This window comes from Acinetobacter soli (assembly GCF_000760595.1).
In the GTDB taxonomy this organism is placed as follows: Bacteria; Pseudomonadota; Gammaproteobacteria; order Pseudomonadales; family Moraxellaceae; genus Acinetobacter; species Acinetobacter soli.
Genome location: NZ_BBNM01000007.1, coordinates 51,098 through 72,588 on the forward strand (window position 1 = coordinate 51,098; position 21,491 = coordinate 72,588).

Here is a 21,491-nt window from a genome sequence, read left to right on the forward strand (position 1 = left end):
AACAGGTGAATTACTATGCCACGTATTAAAGTTCTTCCGCATACACAAATTTGCCCAGATGGTGCTGAGTTTGAAGTAGAAGAAAATGCCAACCTTTGTCAAAGCTTACTTGCAAACGGCATTAAGATTGAACATGCTTGCGACATGTCATGCGCATGTACCACATGCCACGTGGTTATTCGTAAAGGCTTTGATAGCCTTGATGAAATGAATGATGTTGAAGCAGATTTACTTGATCGTGCTTGGGGCTTAGAGCCAGATTCACGTTTGTCTTGCCAAGTAAAAGTAGTGACTGAAGATTTGGAAGTCGAAATTCCAAAATACACCATCAATCATGCCTCAGAAAATCATTAATCAAAAAAAAGCCATCGTTCAACGATGGCTTTTTTATATGCTTTAGCGGATTATTCGGATTTTACTTCATCTTCAAGTGACAACTTCACCACGCCTTCACTATTGGTGATTGCCTGCTGATCTTGAATACGCTGGATCATTTTTTCCATCACTTCAATCAGCTGTGCGTATTCATAACGCTGTACTTCTTCTAAATTTAACAGTAGATGAAAGCCTTTATACTCATAATCAAACCAGCGCTGAAACTCCTCATGGCTTCCCGTATATTTTTCAAGAATTTGCCAAGTTTTGACCGCGTTTTGAATACCTTTTAAATAAATTGGCGCTTTCGGCGCACATAAAAAATCATCTTTAATGAGCTGGTAAGTTTCATCCGAAATTAAAATTTCATCAACTTCTGCTGCATATTGCAAACGTGCTGCCAAATTAACATCACGACCTACAATGGTATAGGCCATACGGTATGTCGCACCATAGTTTCCCACGTGGCAATAACCCGTACTAATTCCCATCCGGATATTTAAAGCCGGATATCCCATTTTTTTCCAGCGCTCTCGTAACAGTTTCATTTGCTGACGCATCGCAATGGCCATCTCAACACAGGATCTGGCATCTTGCTGAACACCCTGAGAATTTGGATCACCAAAGAAAATTAAAATGGCGTCGCCCATAAACTTGTCAATTGTTGCTTCGTACTGATTGGCAATTTCAGTCATATGACTCAAATAATCATTGAGCAAAAAAGCCAAATCGTCTGGAATCAATGTTTCTGAAAGCTCGGTAAATCCCTGAATATCAGAAAAAAATACGGTCAATTTTTTACGTTTGTATTCAATTTTAGCTTCTGACTCTCCGCGCATAATCGACTGCCATAACTGCAAAGGTGCATAACGGCTTAACTGATTAGCAAATGTCATATAGCGCGTCATTTGGTTGTAATAGTCTTGACGCTCTAAGTTGAGTTTTTCAATATATAAATTTTGATAGTAATTGCCCATACTGATAAAAATAATCAGGCAAATCAAACTGATCACAATTAATTCTTGGCTAGTCGCTCCGAGATAACCATGAAAACCGAAAATAAACAGTGTGTTGAAGTAAAAAAAGGCAATACCAGATAATACAGCCAGAGCCATCACTGCAAATGGAATTCGGCTGTTGATCGCACTGTATAAAAGTGCAAACAGGCTAACAAAAGTTAAAACAAGATTTAAATGAACACCTGCCAGAAACATTGATACCGCAATGGTATCTATAATAAAAAAAACGCTGAGAACAACTTTTCTTTCAAACTTATCTTCTAAGTAGCGATTAAGTTTTGGAATAACAATTAAGATGGCTAGGAAAAGCGCAGGAACAAAGATTTGAACAGTTGAATCAGGTGAAGTGAAGGCATATATCACCAAATTGAGTGAGAGAATGAAGTATCCCATCATCCGATGAAAATACATAAATTGATGAGGCTCTCTCTCAAGCAATCTCGTGAGCATCCTATCCTCCACTTCGCAGCTTAGGCTGCATCATTCCAGATGCAGCACATTGGACTTAGTCCATGCGCCAGTCAAATGGCATATCACCTTGACCACGCAATGCTAACATCAAGGTTTGACGCATATGCGCTAAAACATCATTAGAATACGGGACCGCAGGTGTTCCCCATACTGGTTTCGGCCAAACAGAATCGTTTTGGTAACGCACAACATGATGAAAGTGTAATTGAGGCACCATATTACCGAGTGCAGCCACATTCATTTTGTCTGCACGAAACACGCGCGCCAGTTGGCTCGACAACCAGCTTGATTCTCTCAAAAATTGTTCTTGATCAGCTTGGCTCAGTTCATAAAGCTCTGAAACCCCAGGAACACGTGGGATTAAAATAAGCCATGGAAATTGCATATCATTCATTAAACGACATGTTGAAAGCGGAAAGTCGCCAACAAAAAAAGTATCTTGAGCAAGTTGTGGATGCAAACTAAACATATCTTTATAAATGACACAATAACAGTGATGGCTAATACTATCACATCAGTTGTGATGTGAATATTATTAGCCAAGTGTTTACTTACAAATATCAATGATTTTGTTCAAAAAAATCGAGTTAAATACAGCACGCTAATTTGCTTTTATACATTCAACTCATTAATAAGTTTAGATAATAAATCCTGCGCAAATTGGATACGTTTATCATATGCTTCAAGCTGAACCATGACTTTAAGGCGCTGCCCACCTTCCATACGGTAGTAGGTCGGTTGCTTTTGCATAAGCTGAATAATACTGATTGCCTGAACTGGTGTATCTTGAGCAAACTCGATGTAGCCACCTTGCGTGTTGAGATCAATCTTGGTGATTCCCAACTGCTCAGCTTGCAGTCGAATGTGATGAATACTAAACAATTGCTTCACAGCAGGTGGTAGTGTACCGAATCGGTCAATCAATTCCATTCGAATATTGTCTAGTTTCTCTTGAGTGTCGGTATTACTGATACGCTTATAAAACAGTAAGCGCTGATGTACATCGCCCAAATATTCATCCGGGATCAAAGCCGGCATATGTAAATTAATTTCGGCTGTGAGCGTGAGCGGCGCATCAAAGTTAGGCGTTTTACCCTTTTGAATCGCTTTGGTTGCTTTTTCAAGCATTTCCATATACAGGCTATAACCAATCGCCTGTATAGATCCACTTTGCTGCTCGCCCAATAGTTCGCCTGCACCACGAATTTCTAAATCCTCTGTAGCCAGCATAAAACCGGCCCCTAACGTTGATGCGCGTTGAATCGCATCCAGACGCTTTTCTGCATCCCCTTTAAGGTGTTTGATTGAAGGCACCAATAGATAGGCATAAGCTTGATGATGCGATCGTCCAACACGGCCACGAAGCTGATGGAGTTGCGCCAAACCTAGCTTATCGGCTCGCTCCATAATAATGGTGTTGGCATTAGGTACATCAATACCCGTTTCAATAATGGTTGAGCAAACCAAAACATTATATTCTTTGTGATAAAACTGCTGCATCACTTGCTCAAGTTCGCGCTCGCGCATTTGACCATGTGCCACGGCGACACGCGCTTCTGGCACCAAATTACGAATATTTTCTGCTGCACGCTCAATGGTATCCACTTCATTGTGCAGGAAATAAACCTGACCACCTCGAAGCAACTCACGTAAAATGGCTTCCTTAATGGAGTCATCGGTGTGTTCTTGAACAAACGTTTTGACTGCTAGACGTCTGGCTGGTGGCGTTGCGATAATGGATAAATCGCGCATGCCCGAAAATGCCATATTTAAAGTTCGCGGAATTGGTGTTGCTGTAAGGGTCAACATATCGACATCTGCACGCATGGCTTTGATTCGCTCTTTATCACGAACACCAAAGCGATGCTCTTCATCGACAATCATCAGTCCAAGGTCATGAAATTTGACGGTTTCCTGAAGTAACTTATGTGTACCAATCACAATATCGACTTTACCCGCCTCTAAATCTTCAATATTTTTTTGATGGGTTTTATTCGAACCAAATCGCGATAATACTTCAATACGTACCGGCCAGTCGGCAAAGCGATCTTTGAAAGATTCATAATGCTGCTGGGCTAATAGTGTCGTGGGAACCAATACAGCCACTTGCTTATTGTTTTGCACCGCGACAAATGCCGCACGCATGGCCACTTCAGTTTTTCCAAACCCAACATCACCACATACTAAACGATCCATTGGCTTAGCCAGTTGCATGTCATGCAAGGTCGCCTCAATAGCATTAGCTTGATCGAGTGTTTCTTCATAAGCAAAGCCACTTGAGAATTGCATATACAGACTATGGTCCAGCTCAAACGCAAATCCCGGCTTAGACTGACGCCGTGCTTGTATGTGAAGCAACTCCGCAGCCACATCATGAATTTGCTCCAGTGCTTTACGTTTGGCCTTGTTCCATGCATCAGTGCCAATTTTGTGTAATGGCGCTAAATCTGGATCCCCTCCACTGTAGCGGCTAATCAAATGTAAATTGGTGACAGGCACATATACTTTTGCAGCATCGGCATAATCGAGCTGCAAAAACTCATAGTCCTGTCCATCAATCTCCAGCGTGACCAAACCGGCATAACGCCCTACACCATGATCGATATGTACAACCGGGGCACCTATACTAAGTTCTGTTAAACTGCGGATCAGAAACTCTTCAGAGACATCTTGCTGACGTTTTCGACGACGCTGAACGACTCGATGCTCATAAAGTTGATTTTCAGAAATAACCGACAGTTGATCAACAATCACCAAACCACGATCAAGAGGCGCACTGGTAATTGAAATAGGATGTTGCTGCTTTAGAAAATCTTGAAAGCTATCGATTGTTGGGATATCACCCAAACTTGGACGTAGCGCATCCTTTAGGGTTTCACGGCGACCGGCACTTTCTGCAACAAGTAAAACTGGATGACCAGCCGAATCGATATAGTTTTTTACGACTTCAAAAGGTTGCTGTTTTTTTGGATCGACAGGTAATCGTACAGGTTCTGCTGTTGGTAAGTTAATTGCACCTGCACGTGATGGAGCTGGTGCAGTTGACACTTCAATACGAGGCAGTTGATTGAGTTGCTCTAACACTATATTAGGCGTTAAAAATAATTCTTCTGGCGCCAAAATTGGGTGATCGATATTGTGTCGGCGGCTTTCATAACGCTGTGACACATCTTTCCAAAATGAGATTAAAATCTCATCCAATGTATCATTTGTAATGACAATGCAATTTTTAGGTAAGTATGAAGTAAAGTAACTACCCTGTTGTACACTTTCTTTACTAAAAAATAGCGGCAGATAGAACTCAACACCAGGTGATGCAATACCGTCTAGAACATCTTGATAAATTGGATTTTTCTTTGGATTTGCAGTTGGAAATGCTTCTGCATAACGCTCACGAAAAACAGATCGACCTTCTTTTAACGGAAACTCTTTAGCAGGTAAAACACGAAATTGCTTTAAACTTTCTGTCGTACGCTGGGTTTCAGGATCGAAAAACTTTAATGTCTCAATTTCATTATCAAACAAATCGATACGAATGGGCTGTGATTGTCCAGAGGCGTAAATGTCCATAATACTACCCCGAACTGCAAATTCACCATGGTCATATACAGTATCGACTAAATGATATCCTGCCTGAATCAATCTTAATTTTTCTTTTTCTAAGTCAAATTTCTGCCCAACCTGAATATCAAAATGCTCCCCCACAATCCAAGAAATTGGTGCAATTTTTTGTGCAAGCGTTGAAGCTGAAATCAATAATACGCCCTGCTGCGGCATATTGGCCAATATTGCTAGACGTTCAGACACAATATCTTGATGCGGTGAAAGACGATCGTATGGAAGAATTTCCCAATCTGGAAAAATAACTGGTTTTATGCCATAAAATTCCAATTCACTTTCAAGTTGTGCAAGATGCTGGCTATTCTTTGCAACCACCACAATCAGTGAGGAGATTTGGGCAGACATTTCTTTGAATAGAAGTGACCCAGATGAACCCAAGAGTGAACCTACCCAGCGTTTCTCGCCTGTTTTTAATTGCTGTAATTTGAGTTGTGAAATTTCGTGTTGGAACATTGAGGTCGCATATCTAGTAGACATGCGCTGTATCTTAGCATGTCCGAATTGATCTATGCCTTACTTATCTCGTTTAAACTCTCGATAATAATGATTCAATTTTTCAATAATTGCCTTGAATTCTCGTAAGTTATTCTCGTTATTTTGTAGCCGCTGCACATAGTTTCCAGTAGCAATTTCAAGATCGATTTTTTCATTAATCACAATACTTGCAAGGTAAAGCGCTGCCAAATCATCGAAACGATTCAGACGGCGATTCGAAAAATATTCGAGTCGTTCTGAAAGCGTGTTTACCACTATGCCGTTTACACAGTAGCCCTGTTCAGGATGATATGAGATGTCATGATCTTTCATATACTGGGCTTCTAGATTGTTTTTGGAGCCACCCACCCAGTCCGTGATTTTTTTAAACATGTCTTGTCTCAGCTTCAATCAGGATGTTCAATTTTACCCGATTTCGTCATGCCAGAACACGTAACACGCATTCTGGCAATCTCATGCATTATGTCCAAATTGATTAGATTGGGTGTTTAAGAATGTCCATACTGTTTTTTCAAGTATTGAACAATAAGCGCCGACTCAAATAATTTGGTTTGCGTATTTGGATCATACAAATACGGCACTTGCATTTTCCCCTGCATGAGTGGCAATTGCTTTTCACGCTTCCCACCTTTCAGTGGGCAATATTTACCAGGTTTCAATCGTAAAACAGCCGGCCCCATATCTTGCCAACGCTCTTTAGAGACATTATGCAAAAGATAAGGTAACTCCAATTCTGTTAGCGTCTCTCGAACCAAACGAGAGTAAGGACTCGCCTCAAAACTCCACAACTCAAGTAACTGCTCTGGCGCTGCCCGATCAATAATTTTCTTATTGACCCATACACCACGTGCTGTATTGACAAGCGTTGCCAGTATCCCTGCAACAGGCAATTTCGGATAATGAGCATATTTCTCAGGTGTTTTGCCTGTTTGTCCATAATGCTTAAATAGATGCTGAATAATCAGCTCTGACTCATACAACTGATCACCCGTATTTTCATCAATTAAGAAAGGAAATTGAGTCTTACCGCCTTTTTCTTTTACAAGTTTCCTATACTTTTGCCCACCTTTAGGACATGGATAGACTTCAACATCCAGATTTAATAAGGTAAGAACTTCTCGAACACGTCGAGAAAAGGGCGATCCTTCAAACTCATAGAGTTTAATCGGTTTTTCTGGCTGCTTTGGAAATGCAGTTCCAGTCACTCCGCGCCCGCCTTCAATAATACTGGCAGCAACGGATTGTAAAACTTTAACTTGATGAATCAGCATAAAACAACCTTTATTAAAATTGATGAAGTGGTTCTTCTGTCACAATTATTCCATTGTTGTCGGCATATAGATAATGGCCAGACTGAAATGTCACATTTCCAAAATAAACAGGAATATGTGTTTCGCCTATCCCTTTGCGATGACTTTTTTGAGGAATTGCAGCCAATGCATGCACACCCAGATCAAGTGTTCGTAGTACGTCAACATCACGGACACACCCGTAGATCACAACCCCATGCCAGCCATGTTCTACAGCAGATGCGGCAATCATATCACCCATTAATGCACAGCGCATCGATGCACCGCCATCTACCACTAGCACCTTTCCATGCCCAGGCGTTGCTAACAGCTCTTTTACCCGGGAGTTATCCTCGAAGCATTTCACTGTAACAATTTCTCCCCCAAAGGTTTGGCGTGCACCATAACTTTTAAAACTCTTACCGTCTAACGATGGCACCAGTACTTGAATATTTTTGTCTGGATGATCATCAAGTAAATCACAGGTCACAAACGGTACCACTGTTGTCATTTTATTCTCCATTTATGTCATTGTTTGAATCTGCAAATTATCATATATCTGTAAAGGTTGTATTTGCTGCTTTGACGCAGTTAGCATTGCTTTAGCCACTTGATCTGCATGAACCGGCTTATATAAAAATGGCTTCTTCACAAGATGCTCAAAAACAGTAAATGCGCGCTGCCCAAGTCCTTCAAGTAAACGCTGCTCGTCTCTCATGCCTATTAAAAGTGACGGCTGCAAAATCGAGACCCGATATAGCCCAAGCGATTTAATATATTCTTCGAGCTCCCCCTTCACGCGGTTATAAAAAAACATAGAAGATACGTTTGCACCTAATGCACTGATAAATAGAAAGTGTGTTTGCTGATTCTGTAGCAAATCTGCTACATGTGCATTGATCTCGTAATCCACCGCATAGAATTTTTGTTTAGATCCTGCTTTTTTTAAAGTTGTGCCTAAGCAGCTAAAAACATGGGTATATCCAGACAAATCTTCATCATTTAATAATAAAAAATCATCGAGCACATATTGTTCAACACGAGGAATATCATTCAATACGTCATTTTTGTGCCGTACAATAACGGTGATCGCATCGAAGAATGCTGAAGTTTGTAGCTGTTCAAGTAACGCGCTTCCAACCAAACCTGTCGAACCCAAAACCAGTGCTTTATTTTTTAAATTAGACATGTTTTTTACTACCGAGTTATTTTTATAGCTAATTTAACGTTTTCTTTGGCATTAATCAGCATCAAAAACGTAGCAAAAACGTCTCAAGGCTTGACTTACCGACAGGGATTCATCAAAATATGGCACTTGTTTACGGGCTGGTGATTGTTTTATTTTTTAAGTAAAGCTTCAGCCCGCCCAGACCAATCAAATTTCAAGGAGTGCAAGAGTGGCAAACTCTGCTCAGGCAAAAAAACGTGCGCGTCAAAACGTTAAAGCGCGCAAACACAACGCAAGCTTGCGTTCTATGGTTCGTACATACATCAAACGTACTGTAAATGCAATTGCAGCTGGTGATTATACTGTTGCTACAGAAGCTTATAAAAAAGCTGTTCCTGTAATCGACCGTATGGCTGACAAAGGCATCATCCACAAAAACAAAGCAGCTCGTCACAAGAGCCGCTTGAATGCTCAAGTTAAAGCACTTGCTTCTAACTAAGTAATTCATAAAAAAAGCCCGATGGGGCTTTTTTTATATCTGCTATTTAGCTTATCTGATTTTGTCATTACTCATGTCGATTTAAGAAATCAGAAACCCTCAAATGATGTCGTTCACCACGCCATAACCAGTTTAGCTCGCTCCCAGCAAAATCATCTCCTTCAAACCATACAAATAAACCTTCCATCATGGCAGGCCAATCTTCTTGATCAATTTGTTGGCGCCCAGCCATGACTGCGACAATCGCTGCAATAATTGTATCGTGACTGACCGCAAGACTTAAACCATAAGGTGCAGAAGGGTGCGTGTTATAAATCAATTCAAGCACATCGAATACACCCGTAATCGGATGTTTCATACCGGGTAGCGCGTTATTTACAAAACTATTTATAAAACCAAGCGCACCCTGCTGTCTGAAGAAAGGTGCAGCTTGTTTGATATCAAGCACAAAACTTCCTGGCTCCACCAGCAAACCTTGCTCGACAATTTCAATCGTATGGGTATTTGGGCAACGTGCCACCGCATCGGCACCCTCAATGATCAATGCAGCAGTATCAACACAGCGCTGAATGGGACTTGAAATACAATGCTGAATGGTTCGACCAGTATTTTCAATCAAGTAAGCCCCCCATGCTTTGGCTAACTCACGTCCTTGATCAGTTAACTGTAGATCATAGCCAGCCAGCCCTTGCCCATTCACCAACTCTCTCAGTGAATGGCGGGTAAACAAAGTCACAGGTATGTTTGGATCTGGAAGTAGATCTAAAGCTCGAAACATGCTGGGAGGAAGCAATTTAAGTGTCATGATCAAAATCATTAATTCTTTATTACGTTATCACTATACCACGCAACAAAAAACACTCAATTATAATTGTCCATATGACTCAACAGGTCTTTGGCAAGCTCTTCATACTTAGGGCTGGCAAATGCTAAGAAGCCTTTATTCAATAAGGTATCGCGAACGTTATACTTAAAAGGCAATCCTTTCAAAGAGACCAACCCTCCGCCTATACTCTCTAAAAGTCCCTGACCCGCGCTAGTATCCCACTCAGAAGTGGGATGAAAACGTGGATAGAGATCAATCTCACTTTCAAGCATTAAGCAAAATTTGTAAGCACTGCCCGCTTCCAAGCACTCAACAGTATAGTGTTGCTCCAGATACGTCATGAATTGCTGATACTGATCATTTTTATTGTTATGACTTAAGCCAACTCGAATTACATTTGAATGCTGATCGCTATCTGCTTGATAACGCCACCAGCGTTTGGACTGAAACTCGTATTTATATGGATGTTGATCGAGATATCCTAAATAAACAACACCTTTACAAGGCACAACCAAAGCTGAAAAGTTTGTTTTATCACCACACACCAAACTTAAATTGATCGTAAATTCTGGCCGTTTATGTAAAAACTCTTTTGTCCCATCGAGTGGATCAAGCATCCAGAAACTTTTCCATTCGGATCGCTGCACACTTTCACTTTCTTCAGAAAGTACAGGATAGAACGGCTCAAGTTTTGCCAACTCCTCAGTGATATACTGATTGACGCGAAGATCCGCTTGAGTGACTGGAGAAGTATCCTCTTTCCGATCAATCTTAAACACTTTTCCCGATGCATAAGTATCAAACTCTTGAACCAGTATTTCCGAGGCATGAGCTAAAATATCAAGAATTTTCAACAACAATGGATCATGAGACACCGGATCAGATATAACAAACATAGCTTCATTTATTCTCTTGTCGACTTTATTGAGTATATTCGTTTAGCAGCAAGATTAAAATTAACCCAGTGATACAATTAAACTTAAGATTTAATTAAGCTTTTTCGCACGTTTACACAAATAAACAACTTTTACTCTTGAAGATGGGACAAAAATCACATTTTCAATTAAAATATGAATCGAAAATCACCTAATCTAATAATATATTATGGGGTTACATCTTTATGAACTTAATTAAATTTTTAAAGAGTTTCAATACGGCCAATACTTATCTATTCATGACCTCAATCGTTTTACTGTTTCTAGTCTTTTATTTTTATGTGATTAGCCCCAAATAAGCCACTAATGTGGCTTTTTTAATCTTTCATTACAACTAAAAATATTTTATTTTACCCACTCTTTACAGCATTGTGTTTCGCTTGAACAATATAAAACTAAATGTGTAAAAAATTAATGGAACTATTGAAACTGTTCAGAAAGCCCTTATATTTAGAACCTGTAGCGTGCCTAAAAGTAAAAAGGCAAAATCAAACTGCTTTGTGGTTTTTGTAAGGATTTTGATGTCAAAACAGCAACATGAAGAAAAAAGTATCGATTCAATGCGAGTCGATAAATGGTTATGGGCAGCTCGTTTCTTTAAAACACGTTCAATAGCAAAAGCTGCAATTGAAGGTGGCAAGGTTCATCATAACAATGAACGCGTAAAAGTTTCTAAAGATGTGCGTATCGGAATGGAGCTTACCATTCAGCAGGGAATCGAGCGTAAAACTGTTGTGGTTAAAGCACTATCGAGCATGCGTGGCCCTGCTCCAGTTGCACAACAGTTATACGAAGAAACGCCTGTCAGTATTGCACGAAGAGAGTTGATTGCTTCGCAAAGAAAATTGCATAATTTAGCTCGACCAGATCATCGTCCATCCAAAAAAGATAGAAGACAAATCAATCGGTTCAAGCAAGATAATGATCAGCAGTTCGATCAATCATGGTCATACAATGATGAGTAAACTCATTTGCGTTTTGAGCGTCATAATGTGTCGTACTAGCACATTATCGACATAGAAGAGAAAGAGCAAATCTGTCACTATACATCAGTGGAACGAGGTTGAAATTCAATACATCCACTTTGAATGAAAGTGATATTACACAGTTTTGAGGTTGTGAGATGGATGATAATAAAACTAAGGCATTACAAGCTGCCTTAAGCCAGATTGAAAAACAGTTTGGTAAAAACACAGTTATGCGCTTAGGCGACAATACCGTGCAAGCCGTTGAAGCTGTTTCTACAGGTTCGCTCACGCTTGATATTGCGCTTGGCATTGGAGGTTTACCGAAGGGTCGTATTGTTGAAATTTACGGTCCTGAATCCTCAGGTAAAACCACCATGACATTACAGGCAATTGCTCAATGTCAAAAATCTGGCGGTACATGTGCATTTATCGATGCAGAACATGCACTAGATCCTCAATACGCACGCAAGCTCGGTGTTGATATTGAAAATCTTTTGGTTTCCCAGCCAGACAATGGTGAACAAGCTCTAGAAATCGCGGATATGCTAGTTCGCTCGGGTGCGATTGATCTAATCGTGGTCGACTCGGTTGCCGCATTGACCCCAAAAGCTGAAATTGAAGGTGAAATGGGCGACTCACATATGGGCTTGCAAGCCCGCTTGATGAGTCAAGCGCTACGTAAAATTACGGGTAATGCAAAACGCTCTAATTGCATGGTGATCTTCATTAACCAAATTCGTATGAAGATTGGTGTAATGTTTGGAAGCCCTGAAACCACAACGGGCGGTAATGCACTTAAATTCTATGCATCTGTTCGATTGGATATCCGTCGTATTGGCCAAGTAAAAGAAGGTGACGAAATCGTCGGTTCTGAAACTAAAGTAAAAGTGGTTAAGAACAAAATGGCCCCTCCTTTTCGCGAAGCTATTTTCCAGATCCTGTACGGCAAAGGTGTTAACCAGTTAGGTGAACTTGTCGATCTCGCAGTTCAACAAAATATTGTTCAAAAAGCAGGTGCTTGGTATTCATATCAAGGCAACAAAATTGGACAAGGTAAAAATAACGTGATTCGTTATTTTGAGGAAAATCCAAGTATTTCGGCAGAAATTGAACGTGCTATTCGCGAACAATTGCTCACCAAAAATACAGATCCAGCCGCTGCGCATGATGATGAGCCAGAAGAACAGCCAGACTTTATTGAAAGTTAAGCCACCACACTATCAAACGCCCTCTGGGGCGTTTTTTCATGAGTTTGAATATGTATTTCCAAAAAAAGAAACCCAATAATCCCACCCTAACAGGCACTCGCCTTCGCTCTTTAGCATTTGCACTTCTAACGCGAAAAGAATACAGCAAAGCTGAATTAATTGAGAAACTCAATCTGTACGCGCTTGATCAAGCCGAAGTCATACAATTGGTAGAGGAGTTATCAGATCAGAACTATCAAAGTGATCAGCGTGTTGCAGAAATGGTTCTGGCCAGTCAAATGCGCAAAGGTAAAGGTCCTAATCAAATTAAACACGCTTTAAAGAAGAAAGCGCTTGATCGTGAATTAATTAATGACGAATTCAATGATATCGACTGGTTTGAACAGGCATATCAATTAAAAAGAAAGAAGTTTGGTGATACTGTGGAGAAAGATCCTAAACAAAAAGCAAAGCAAATTCGGTTCTTACAATATAGAGGTTTTGATATGGATATTATTTTGAAAGCGATAAATTACACAGCAGAAGATTAGAATGGTGGTAACCCTACTAGCAAAACCTCGGCACATTATAGATCTGCTACCGTTGCTACCTTCCGGTCCTGGCGGGGTTCACAGAGTACAATTGCGAAGCCACCAGCAGGGCTACCATTGCAAGAACAGAGTATAGAGATTTTTATAAGCCTTGCAAGTACTAATTAAGGTTTTAAGTCAAAATCAGTTTCAAGTGGTGAATTCATCATCAGCTCATTCATTTTAAAGGCAAAATTTAAACCAATTGAATCGTTTCATACTTTCACTTATTAAAATGCTACAAGTTTGTAAGTACATCTTGCATTTCTATATACCAATGCTTTAATGACTACATGAAATGACAACAGTATTTAAGATGACTCTGCTCGTCTTATGCATAGCGCATTTTTCTAAGTTTTTAAATGGAATTCTCTTATGCTCAACAAGCATTTGCTTTTTACAGCCGTTCTTCTTTCTATTGGCGCACAAACATATGCAAATATTCCCATTGAATCGCGCGGTCTGAGTCAAAACACTGGTAGTTCTTTATCTGGTACATCTCCTGCTGCACCCATCAATATTAACTGGGAGCTCATGCAAAAAAACCAGCAGCTTGAAAACGAGATTCGTAGCTTACGCGGTAAATTAGAAGAACAAGACAACGAAATTGAAAAACTAAAGAATGACTTACAAAATCGCTATACCGATCTTGATCAACGACTGGAGTTATTGAATCAGAAACTTGATCCTGATAGCAGTGCTGCTGATCCAGATGCGCAGTCGAATACAGCACCTCCTGCCAATTCCCCAACAAACACAGCATCCCCTACAAATACCACCATTGCGCTTTCAGATGCCTCAAATTCAGCTGCAGCTGGCAATAACACCACACCTACTACTAATCAACAAGATCCAGTAGAACTTGAAAAAGCCGCTTACACAGTTGCTTTAGATGCCTATAAACAAGGCGGTGCAAAAAAAGCGATTGCACCCATGCAAAATTTTATCAAGAATCACCCCAATAGCATCTATACAGGGAATGCCTATTTCTGGTTAGCAGAATTTAACTTGGCTACAGATCCGGTGAACTATTCAGAAGCTAAAAAGAATTATGATATTGTCGTAAAACGCTATCCAACCTCAAGCAAGGCGCCACGTTCACTTTACCAGCTGTATAGTATCGCCAAAGATGTTGAACACAACACGACAGCAGCCAACCAACTAAAGGCTAAGCTATTAAAAACCTATCCTCAAGCCGAAGAAGTAAAATACTTCAAATAGGCCAAAAAAAAGACACTTGATAGTGTCTTTTTTTATTAACGACTTAACGCACAATACCACGCTTTGAAGAAGTTACTGAGTCGATTAAAAGTTCAACTTCAGGCGTTTCGGGTAAGATATCGGTACGAATTTTTTCAATGGCCTGCTCAGTGGTCAATCCTGACTTATAAATCAGCTTGTAAGCTTCACGTAAAGATTGAATCACATGCTTTGACCAGCCTTTGCGACGCATACCTTCAACATTCATACCGAATGCATGTGCTGGATTTCCAGAGACCATAACATAAGCTGGAACATCCTTTAAAATTAAAGATGCACCACCTACCATGCTATACGAGTCAATCTTACAGAACTGGTGAATACCTGAGTTTCCACCCACAACCACATGGCTGCCAATTTGCACATGACCTGCAACGCCCACGTTATTTGCGAAGATATTATGATCACCAATTTGGCAATCATGGGCAATATGCGTATTCACCATCAACAGGTTGTGGCTACCAATTTTGGTTAAGCTATTGTCCTGTACTGTACCGCGGTGCAGACTAGAATGCTCACGAATCAGGTTATGATCGCCGATTTCCAACCATGTCTCTTCACCTTGATATTTAAGGTCTTGACACACTTCACCGACGCTTGCAAACTGAAAAATTTCATTATGCTCACCAATTCGGGTGAAACCACCAACAACGACATGCGAATGAAGTTTTGTTCCAGCCCCAATCGTGACGTTGGGACCAATTACACAATACGGCCCAATTTGAGCATCTGCTGCAATTACAGCAGATGGATCAATAATAGCGGTAGAATGAATTAGGTCGTTATTGCTCATGCCTGCTCTGTTCTTAAATGTGAAACTATAATTTCAGCGGTTGTTGCGACTTTACCATCAACTGTCGCAATACAATTGTACTTGTAAATACCACGCTTTTGCATCACAAGCTCAGCTTTTAACACCAGCTGGTCACCTGCAACCACTTGCTTTTTAAAACGTACTTTCTCTGCGCCTGCAAACAGAAACAAAGAACCCGGCTTTGGTGTTTCATTATTCATAATGAAACCCAAAATACCTGCTACCTGTGCCAGTGCTTCGACAATCAAAACACCAGGCATAATTGGATAGTTTGGAAAATGGCCTTGAAAAAACTCTTCGTTAATCGAAACGTTTTTATAACCTACAATATTATTTTCACCGACTTCAGTTACACGGTCGACCAAAAGAAATGGATAGCGGTGCGGTAAGTATTCACGAATTTTTTGAATGTCCATTGGCAATTCAGGGATCGTAAACGCAGGAGTGTTTGACTCAGTCATCATATTCTATTTACGCAATTTAAAAGTTGATTCAAGAGACTCAATTTGAGCTTGTATATGATCGAGTCGTTTCATGACTTGGGTCAATGGCACATCTGCTAATTGTCTAAAGCGAACAATTGTACGTTTCCAATGATGATTGTCCAAAAGACCTGTACCTGAAGAATAAGTTCCGGCTTCAGAAATACTTTTTGTGACCATTGACATTCCTGTTAACGTCACATTATCTGCAATGTTGATGTGACCCACCACACCACAGGCACCCGCAAGGATACAGTTTTTGCCAATTGTGGTACTGCCTGCAATCCCGCAATTGGCTGCAATTGCAGTATTCGCACCGATATGCACGTTATGAGCGATTTGCACAAGATTATCAATAATCACGCCATCTTCAATAATAGTGTCATCAAGTGCCCCACGATCGATACAGCAATTTGAACCAATACGCACGTCATTACCGATTCGAACTTTGCCTAATTGCACAATACGATGCCATCGGCCCTGATATGGCGCAAAACCAAATCCTTCCCCGCCGATCACGGTATTGGCATGGATACGTACACGATCCAAAATTGTGGTGCCTTCAAGCAAAGAAACATGTGAATCGATCATACAATTATGACCAACAGATACATTATCTGCCAACACAGTATGAGAAAGAATAACGGTATTTTCACCAATCTTGCAGTCTTCACCAATGACTACATAATGGCCGATATAAACATTTTCAGGAACAACGACTGATGGATGTATTTGGGCCGTCGCTTCAATTCCAGTTTGCGTATGCTTTTTTTCAAAAACATGCGTCAATTTAGCAAATGCCAGATAGGGATTATCCACAACAATAAAATTCTGATGCTGTGTCAGCTTTTCTTTCAACTCTTGCTGAACAATGAGTGCACCGGCCTGTGTGGAAATTGCAGCATCAAGATACTTTTCTCCATTCACAAAGGCAATGTGTTGGTTATCGGCATGCTCAAGGCTTGCCAAACCCGACAATTTCAGTGCTGCATCACCAAAAAGCTCACCTTGTACAAGATGAGCCAATGTTTCTAAAGAATATTGATGAACTTTCATGGATTATTTAATTGCATTCACTTTTTGAATCATCTTGTCAGTTAAATCATCTTTTGTATCCGATGCGATCACTGCATTTTTATTCAATACATAATCCAGATTATTCTCTTTTCTGAGTTGCTCAGCCGCTTGTTTAACACGTGCTTCAAAGGTGTTGTTCATATTCTGCAACCCACCCTGAACTTTGGTCTGCAAGCTTTGCTGGGTTGAATTAAACTCACTTAATTTGGCTTGATACTGTTGATTCAGCTTTTGAATATCAGCTTCTTTCATACTCCGCCCTTCAGTTTCAGCTTTTTGGCGAAGCGCATCAAGCTCTTTACCCAACTGTTCTAAACGCGTTGTACTTGGCTTTACCGACTGGTTCAAATTTGCATTTTGCTGTTTTAGATAGGTGCTGTTATCGACTACGCGAGCCAGATCAACCACTCCAATACCAGCAGCATGTGTAAGACCCGATGATGCAATACCGAGAACCAGTAAAATTTTGTTCATTTTATTCATAACTGTTCCTTAATCAGGAAAACATACAGATCAAAAGTGAACCGTACTTTAGAAAGTACGGCCAATTTCAAATTGGATCGATTGTGTATCGTCACCATCTTTTTTGTTAAGTGGGTATGCATAACTCAAAGATAATGGACCAATCATCGTAATCCACGTAAAGCCTACACCCACACTATATCTGAGGTTACCCAGATCGAAGCCGTAGTTATCTTCACAATACTTCTTCGCATCTACACCATTAATCGAATATTTCCCAGATGGAAGATCACATTTGGTGTCAAAAACTTGACCGCCTTCAGCAAAGATCACTGGTCTGAACTGACGCGCCCAGTCACCTTTAAACGGTACAGGGAGTGCAAGCTCTGTACCAAACTGCACCAGTGCATTACCACCGACTGCTTCCCAATCAGGATCAGTCTTACCAGATTCTTGATAAACAACACCCGGATAACGCGGACCTAATGTGCTACTTTCGAAACCACGTACCGAACCGTAACCACCAGCAAAGAAGTTTTTATAGAATGGTAAATCATTGCCATAACCAAGTTTACCGTAGCCTCTGAGTACAAAGTCTTTTCCTAGTGGGAAATAGGCTTGCGTATCGTATGATAACTTCTGGTAATCGACGTCACTACCCGGCAAACCTACTTCAAGGTTAACACGATGTGACGTACCTGAGGTTGGTAAAATCGGACGATTCAGCGTGTTGTATGACCATCCTAAGTTGAGGATATAAGTGAGATAGTCACCCTCAAATTGAGAGTCATAAGTAACCGTCGATCCTGCAGGACACGTAAAGTTATTCGCTTCGGTCAGATCAACAGTACAATATGTCGATGTACCTGTCGTTTTTCCGCCATTCGCCAATAAGTAATCACGTACATAAGTAGAGACATACGGGCCAGTTTTTACTTTAGTCGAATCGATACCCAAAGATGCACTTAAGCTTTGATTTTCATCAATTGGATAACCAAATGACAAACTGCCACCAAAACTATCCGTGACATAGTTATTAACAGTGTATTCGTCGTTGAGTTTGGTTTTACGGTAGTAAAGGTTGTAACCACGACTTACACCATCAATGGTAAAGTAAGGGTCTGTAACACTTAAGTTGTAATAGTCTTGTGTTTGCGAACGAGTCAAGTCAAGTGCAAAACGATTCCCCGTACCGAGCAAGTTGGTTTGACTTAAACCTGCTTGGAAGGTAATACCTGCACTTTGAGAATAACCTACAGCCAAGGTTGTAGAACCTGAATGCTGCTCTTCTACATTGACATTAAGATCAACTTCATCTGGTGAGTTTGGTACACGAACTGGCTTGATATCAACTGTTTTGAAGAAGCCTGTACGCTCCAGACGCACTTTTGAAAGGTCAATTTTTTCGTTACTTGCAAGTGCGCCTTCCATCTGACGCATTTCGCGGCGCAATACATCATCAGCGGTTTTGGTATTCCCCGTAATATTGATACGACGAACTTTAACCTGCTGACCCGGGTTGATATAGTAATTAAGATCAACTACACCGGTTTCATTATTGATTTGCGGAACAACATTCACTTCTGCAAAGTAATAACCAGCATTACCGTATTTACGCAAAAGCAATTGTTTAACAGCATTTACTTTCTCTTGCGAGTAAGTATCACCATCTTTATAGATTTTGAGAGCTTCTAACTCTTGTGGCTGATAAAGCGCATCGCCAAGAAACTTGGTTTGACCAAATTTAAATTGACTGCCTTCGGTAACTGATACTTCAACAAAGATTTTTTTCTTGTCTTCGCTGATATTTAACTGAGAGTTATTAATATTGAAATTAATATACCCTTTGTTTAAATAAAGCGCGCGCAGTGATTCAAGACTTGCCGCCATTTTCTCACGTGCATAACGATCATTACGCGTAACAATTGAAGACCAGCCGCTCTCTTTAATGGCAAAGGCTTGCTTGATATCACTGTCACTAAATACAGTATTACCAATCAGATTGATTTCGACAACTTTAGCAGGCTTTCCTTCATAGAAATCCAGCTTTAAAGCAACACGGTTATTTGGCTGCGCGATGGTCTCAACTTTGATGTCTGCATCATAGCGACCTTGCTGCGCATATTGCTGCTCAAGTTCCGTTTCAATGGTCTGTAGTGCTGAGCTTTTAAGCACATCACCTTCAACCACACCCATTTTTTTCAGACCTTCAGTCAAGGCCTCTTTAGGAATAAGCTTATTGCCTTTAAATTCAATTTTAGAGATGACTGGCCGTTCAACCACTCTAAAGGTGAGGACATCGTTTTGCTTATAGGTTTTGATGTCATCGAAAAGACCCGTTGCATACAATGTACGAATGGCATCGGCAATCGTAGGATCATCAACACGATCCCCACTGTTAATCGGTAACATATTGTAAACATTTGAAGGTGTAAGACGGACTAAGCCTTCTATTTTTACTTCGCGTGCAATGAAACCATTTGCTGCATATGCTTGTTGTACCGCTGCCATAGCACTAACAAGTGCCAAAGGCATTAATAAATGTGTGTGCCGCATGCCAGTTTTTTCCAGTAAGTTAATTTTTCCATATCAGCGTTTATAGACGCATAAAATCATTAAAAAGCGCTAAAAGCATCATGCTACCGAGCAGTACCATACCAATTTTTAGACCGAACATTTGTATTTGTTCGGAAACAGGTTTACCGCGTATGGCTTCAATAAAGTAATAAACCAAATGTCCTCCATCCAGCATAGGAATCGGCAGCAAGTTTAAAATCCCCAAACTCACACTCATGAGAGCCATAAAAGAGATAAATGTTTGCCAGCCCATTTCTGCGCTTTGACCTGCAACTTTAGCAATTGTAATCGGACCTGATAAATTCTCAAGACCAATCAAACCACGAACCATTTTCACAATGGAATTCAATATCATGCCAGAGATTTGCACGGTCTTATCAACAGCCATACCCATTGCCTGGATAGGAGTATATTGAATTAACTGCTTATATTCAGCAGGAATCGTTACCTTACCAGGATTACTCTGAACACCCAGCATTCCTGTAACATTACCCATACTGTCACGTTTACCTTGTGGCATCACTTGTAAGTGAACAAGCTGCCCCTCGCGTAAGACATCTATATTAAGCAATTTCTCAGGTGATTTTTGAACAATATCGACCACATCGAACCAATCGTTCATCTTTAAGCCGTTTATACTTAAAATGCGATCTCCAACCTTCATCCCCTGACGTATTGCAGCACCATCCTCACTCAACTGATGAATGACTGCTGGCATGGCTGGACGATACGGCAGAAAACCAAGTACATCAAGCGCTGATTGGCTCTGATTTTTCAAAAAATCTTGTATCGGCAAATTTACCGTTTTATCTGTACCCTGATCATTGACCATGACACGGATTTGACCCGTTTCACCTGCACGATCAACCAGTGCAAAATTTAGACGCTCCCAAGTGGGTGTTTCTTTACCATCGACAGATACAACTTGATCACCTGCTTTTAATCCCATTTCGGCTGCAGGTGTATTGGGAATAACTTTCCCAATTCGCGTATTGAGCTGTTCTTGTGAAGGTAAAAAGAGAATCCAAAACAAAACCACAGCAAACAGTAAGTTAATCAAAGGGCCTGCCGCGACAATTGCAATCCGTTTCCATGGCGATTGACGATTAAACGCATACGGCAAGTCAGCCTCGGCAACATTACCTTCACGCTCATCAAGCATCTTGACATATCCACCGAGCGGCAACGCCGAAAGCTGATACTGTATGCCCGATTTTTTAGACGTCCATTTAAGTAATGTTGGCCCAAAACCAATTGAATAGACCAAAACTTTCACGCCCAGTTTTCGGGCCACCCAGTAATGACCAAACTCATGTATCGCAATAAGAGGACCTAGCAGCAATATTGCAGCGATGACAATATACAATACACTCATC

The 21,491-nt window shown here is 40.6% G+C and carries 21 protein-coding genes and 1 other RNA gene; 6 read left to right on the top strand and 16 right to left on the bottom strand.

The features are described from left to right. Window positions 1-15: 15 nt before the first annotated feature. Entirely contained in the window at window positions 16-354 is a 339-nt protein-coding gene (gene fdx / locus Aso01_RS09755) for an ISC system 2Fe-2S type ferredoxin (protein WP_004936847.1), read from the top strand. Window positions 355-404: 50 nt separating this feature from the next. Here fdx and Aso01_RS09760 read toward each other — a convergent pair whose 3' ends face one another. From Aso01_RS09760 to Aso01_RS09790, 7 genes are all read right to left on the bottom strand, one after another. Beyond that, window positions 405-1,844, bottom strand: a complete 1,440-nt coding sequence (locus Aso01_RS09760) for an adenylate/guanylate cyclase domain-containing protein (protein WP_004936846.1) — start codon at window positions 1,842-1,844, stop codon at window positions 405-407. A 55-nt stretch (window positions 1,845-1,899) separates the two neighbouring features. Beyond that, window positions 1,900-2,334 (bottom strand): HIT domain-containing protein, encoded by a 435-nt coding sequence (locus Aso01_RS09765; RefSeq protein ID WP_004936845.1) that lies wholly within the window; start codon window positions 2,332-2,334, stop codon window positions 1,900-1,902. Between the two features lie 143 nt (window positions 2,335-2,477). Beyond that, on the bottom strand, window positions 2,478-5,939 hold the full coding sequence (mfd, locus tag Aso01_RS09770) for a transcription-repair coupling factor (RefSeq protein WP_039909899.1): 3,462 nt from the start codon (window positions 5,937-5,939) through the stop codon (window positions 2,478-2,480). 60 nt (window positions 5,940-5,999) lie between these two features. After that, on the bottom strand, window positions 6,000-6,353 hold the full coding sequence (locus Aso01_RS09775; protein ID WP_004936838.1) for a hypothetical protein: 354 nt from the start codon (window positions 6,351-6,353) through the stop codon (window positions 6,000-6,002). A gap of 116 nt (window positions 6,354-6,469) precedes the next feature. Further along, window positions 6,470-7,252 (bottom strand): glutathione S-transferase N-terminal domain-containing protein, encoded by a 783-nt coding sequence (locus Aso01_RS09780; RefSeq protein WP_004936836.1) that lies wholly within the window; start codon window positions 7,250-7,252, stop codon window positions 6,470-6,472. A 13-nt stretch (window positions 7,253-7,265) separates the two neighbouring features. Next, on the bottom strand, window positions 7,266-7,781 hold the full coding sequence (rraA, locus tag Aso01_RS09785) for a ribonuclease E activity regulator RraA (protein WP_004936834.1): 516 nt from the start codon (window positions 7,779-7,781) through the stop codon (window positions 7,266-7,268). A gap of 12 nt (window positions 7,782-7,793) precedes the next feature. Further along, window positions 7,794-8,459: an NAD-dependent epimerase/dehydratase family protein gene (locus Aso01_RS09790; RefSeq protein ID WP_004936832.1), complete on the bottom strand. Its 666-nt coding sequence runs from the start codon at window positions 8,457-8,459 to the stop codon at window positions 7,794-7,796. Window positions 8,460-8,667: 208 nt separating this feature from the next. Here Aso01_RS09790 and rpsT point away from each other — a divergent pair, with 208 nt between their 5' ends. Then, on the top strand, window positions 8,668-8,937 hold the full coding sequence (gene rpsT, locus Aso01_RS09795) for a 30S ribosomal protein S20 (protein ID WP_004925626.1): 270 nt from the start codon (window positions 8,668-8,670) through the stop codon (window positions 8,935-8,937). 67 nt (window positions 8,938-9,004) lie between these two features. On the opposite strand, the gene Aso01_RS09800 is transcribed toward rpsT, so the two are convergent. Both Aso01_RS09800 and Aso01_RS09805 read right to left on the bottom strand, forming a co-directional pair. Then, window positions 9,005-9,742: a histidine phosphatase family protein gene (locus Aso01_RS09800; protein WP_004936829.1), complete on the bottom strand. Its 738-nt coding sequence runs from the start codon at window positions 9,740-9,742 to the stop codon at window positions 9,005-9,007. Window positions 9,743-9,798: 56 nt separating this feature from the next. Next, window positions 9,799-10,659 (bottom strand): 3'(2'),5'-bisphosphate nucleotidase CysQ family protein, encoded by an 861-nt coding sequence (locus Aso01_RS09805; RefSeq protein ID WP_004936827.1) that lies wholly within the window; start codon window positions 10,657-10,659, stop codon window positions 9,799-9,801. A 560-nt stretch (window positions 10,660-11,219) separates the two neighbouring features. On the opposite strand from Aso01_RS09805, the gene Aso01_RS09810 reads away from it, so the two are divergent. The 3 genes from Aso01_RS09810 (at window position 11,220) to Aso01_RS09820 (ending at window position 13,404) form a co-directional block, all read left to right on the top strand. Next, a complete protein-coding gene (locus tag Aso01_RS09810) occupies window positions 11,220-11,663 on the top strand; it encodes an RNA-binding S4 domain-containing protein (protein ID WP_004936824.1) in 444 nt (147 codons plus the stop codon). A gap of 158 nt (window positions 11,664-11,821) precedes the next feature. Further along, window positions 11,822-12,874 (top strand): recombinase RecA, encoded by a 1,053-nt coding sequence (gene recA, locus Aso01_RS09815; RefSeq protein WP_004936821.1) that lies wholly within the window; start codon window positions 11,822-11,824, stop codon window positions 12,872-12,874. A gap of 50 nt (window positions 12,875-12,924) precedes the next feature. Next, window positions 12,925-13,404, top strand: coding sequence for a regulatory protein RecX (locus Aso01_RS09820; protein ID WP_004936818.1), 480 nt, complete (start codon window positions 12,925-12,927; stop codon window positions 13,402-13,404). Between the two features lie 11 nt (window positions 13,405-13,415). Here Aso01_RS09820 and ffs read toward each other — a convergent pair. Next, window positions 13,416-13,512: signal recognition particle sRNA small type (ffs, locus tag Aso01_RS09825), an RNA gene on the bottom strand. 306 nt (window positions 13,513-13,818) lie between these two features. Between ffs and Aso01_RS09830 the strand changes: the two genes are divergently transcribed. Beyond that, window positions 13,819-14,664, top strand: coding sequence for a YbgF trimerization domain-containing protein (locus Aso01_RS09830; protein ID WP_004936815.1), 846 nt, complete (start codon window positions 13,819-13,821; stop codon window positions 14,662-14,664). 43 nt (window positions 14,665-14,707) lie between these two features. Here Aso01_RS09830 and lpxA read toward each other — a convergent pair whose 3' ends face one another. From lpxA to rseP, 6 genes are read right to left on the bottom strand one after another with little or no spacing between them, the layout of a single operon-like run. Beyond that, entirely contained in the window at window positions 14,708-15,496 is a 789-nt protein-coding gene (gene lpxA / locus Aso01_RS09835) for an acyl-ACP--UDP-N-acetylglucosamine O-acyltransferase (protein WP_004936813.1), read from the bottom strand. After that, window positions 15,493-15,978 carry a 3-hydroxyacyl-ACP dehydratase FabZ gene (gene fabZ / locus Aso01_RS09840; RefSeq protein ID WP_025094871.1) on the bottom strand — a complete coding sequence of 162 codons (486 nt, stop codon included), beginning with the start codon at window positions 15,976-15,978 and terminating at the stop codon, window positions 15,493-15,495. Before fabZ ends, lpxA begins: the two co-directional genes overlap by 4 nt. 6 nt (window positions 15,979-15,984) lie before the next feature. Next, complete coding sequence (gene lpxD / locus Aso01_RS09845) at window positions 15,985-17,055, bottom strand: UDP-3-O-(3-hydroxymyristoyl)glucosamine N-acyltransferase (RefSeq protein ID WP_004936807.1); 1,071 nt, start codon at window positions 17,053-17,055, stop codon at window positions 15,985-15,987. Between the two features lie 3 nt (window positions 17,056-17,058). Beyond that, entirely contained in the window at window positions 17,059-17,559 is a 501-nt protein-coding gene (locus Aso01_RS09850) for an OmpH/Skp family outer membrane protein (RefSeq protein ID WP_004936804.1), read from the bottom strand. Between the two features lie 48 nt (window positions 17,560-17,607). Next, window positions 17,608-20,094 (bottom strand): outer membrane protein assembly factor BamA, encoded by a 2,487-nt coding sequence (gene bamA / locus Aso01_RS09855; protein ID WP_004936801.1) that lies wholly within the window; start codon window positions 20,092-20,094, stop codon window positions 17,608-17,610. Window positions 20,095-20,134: 40 nt separating this feature from the next. Continuing rightward, window positions 20,135-21,490: an RIP metalloprotease RseP gene (gene rseP / locus Aso01_RS09860; protein WP_004936798.1), complete on the bottom strand. Its 1,356-nt coding sequence runs from the start codon at window positions 21,488-21,490 to the stop codon at window positions 20,135-20,137. Between the last annotated feature and the right edge of the window lies 1 nt (window position 21,491).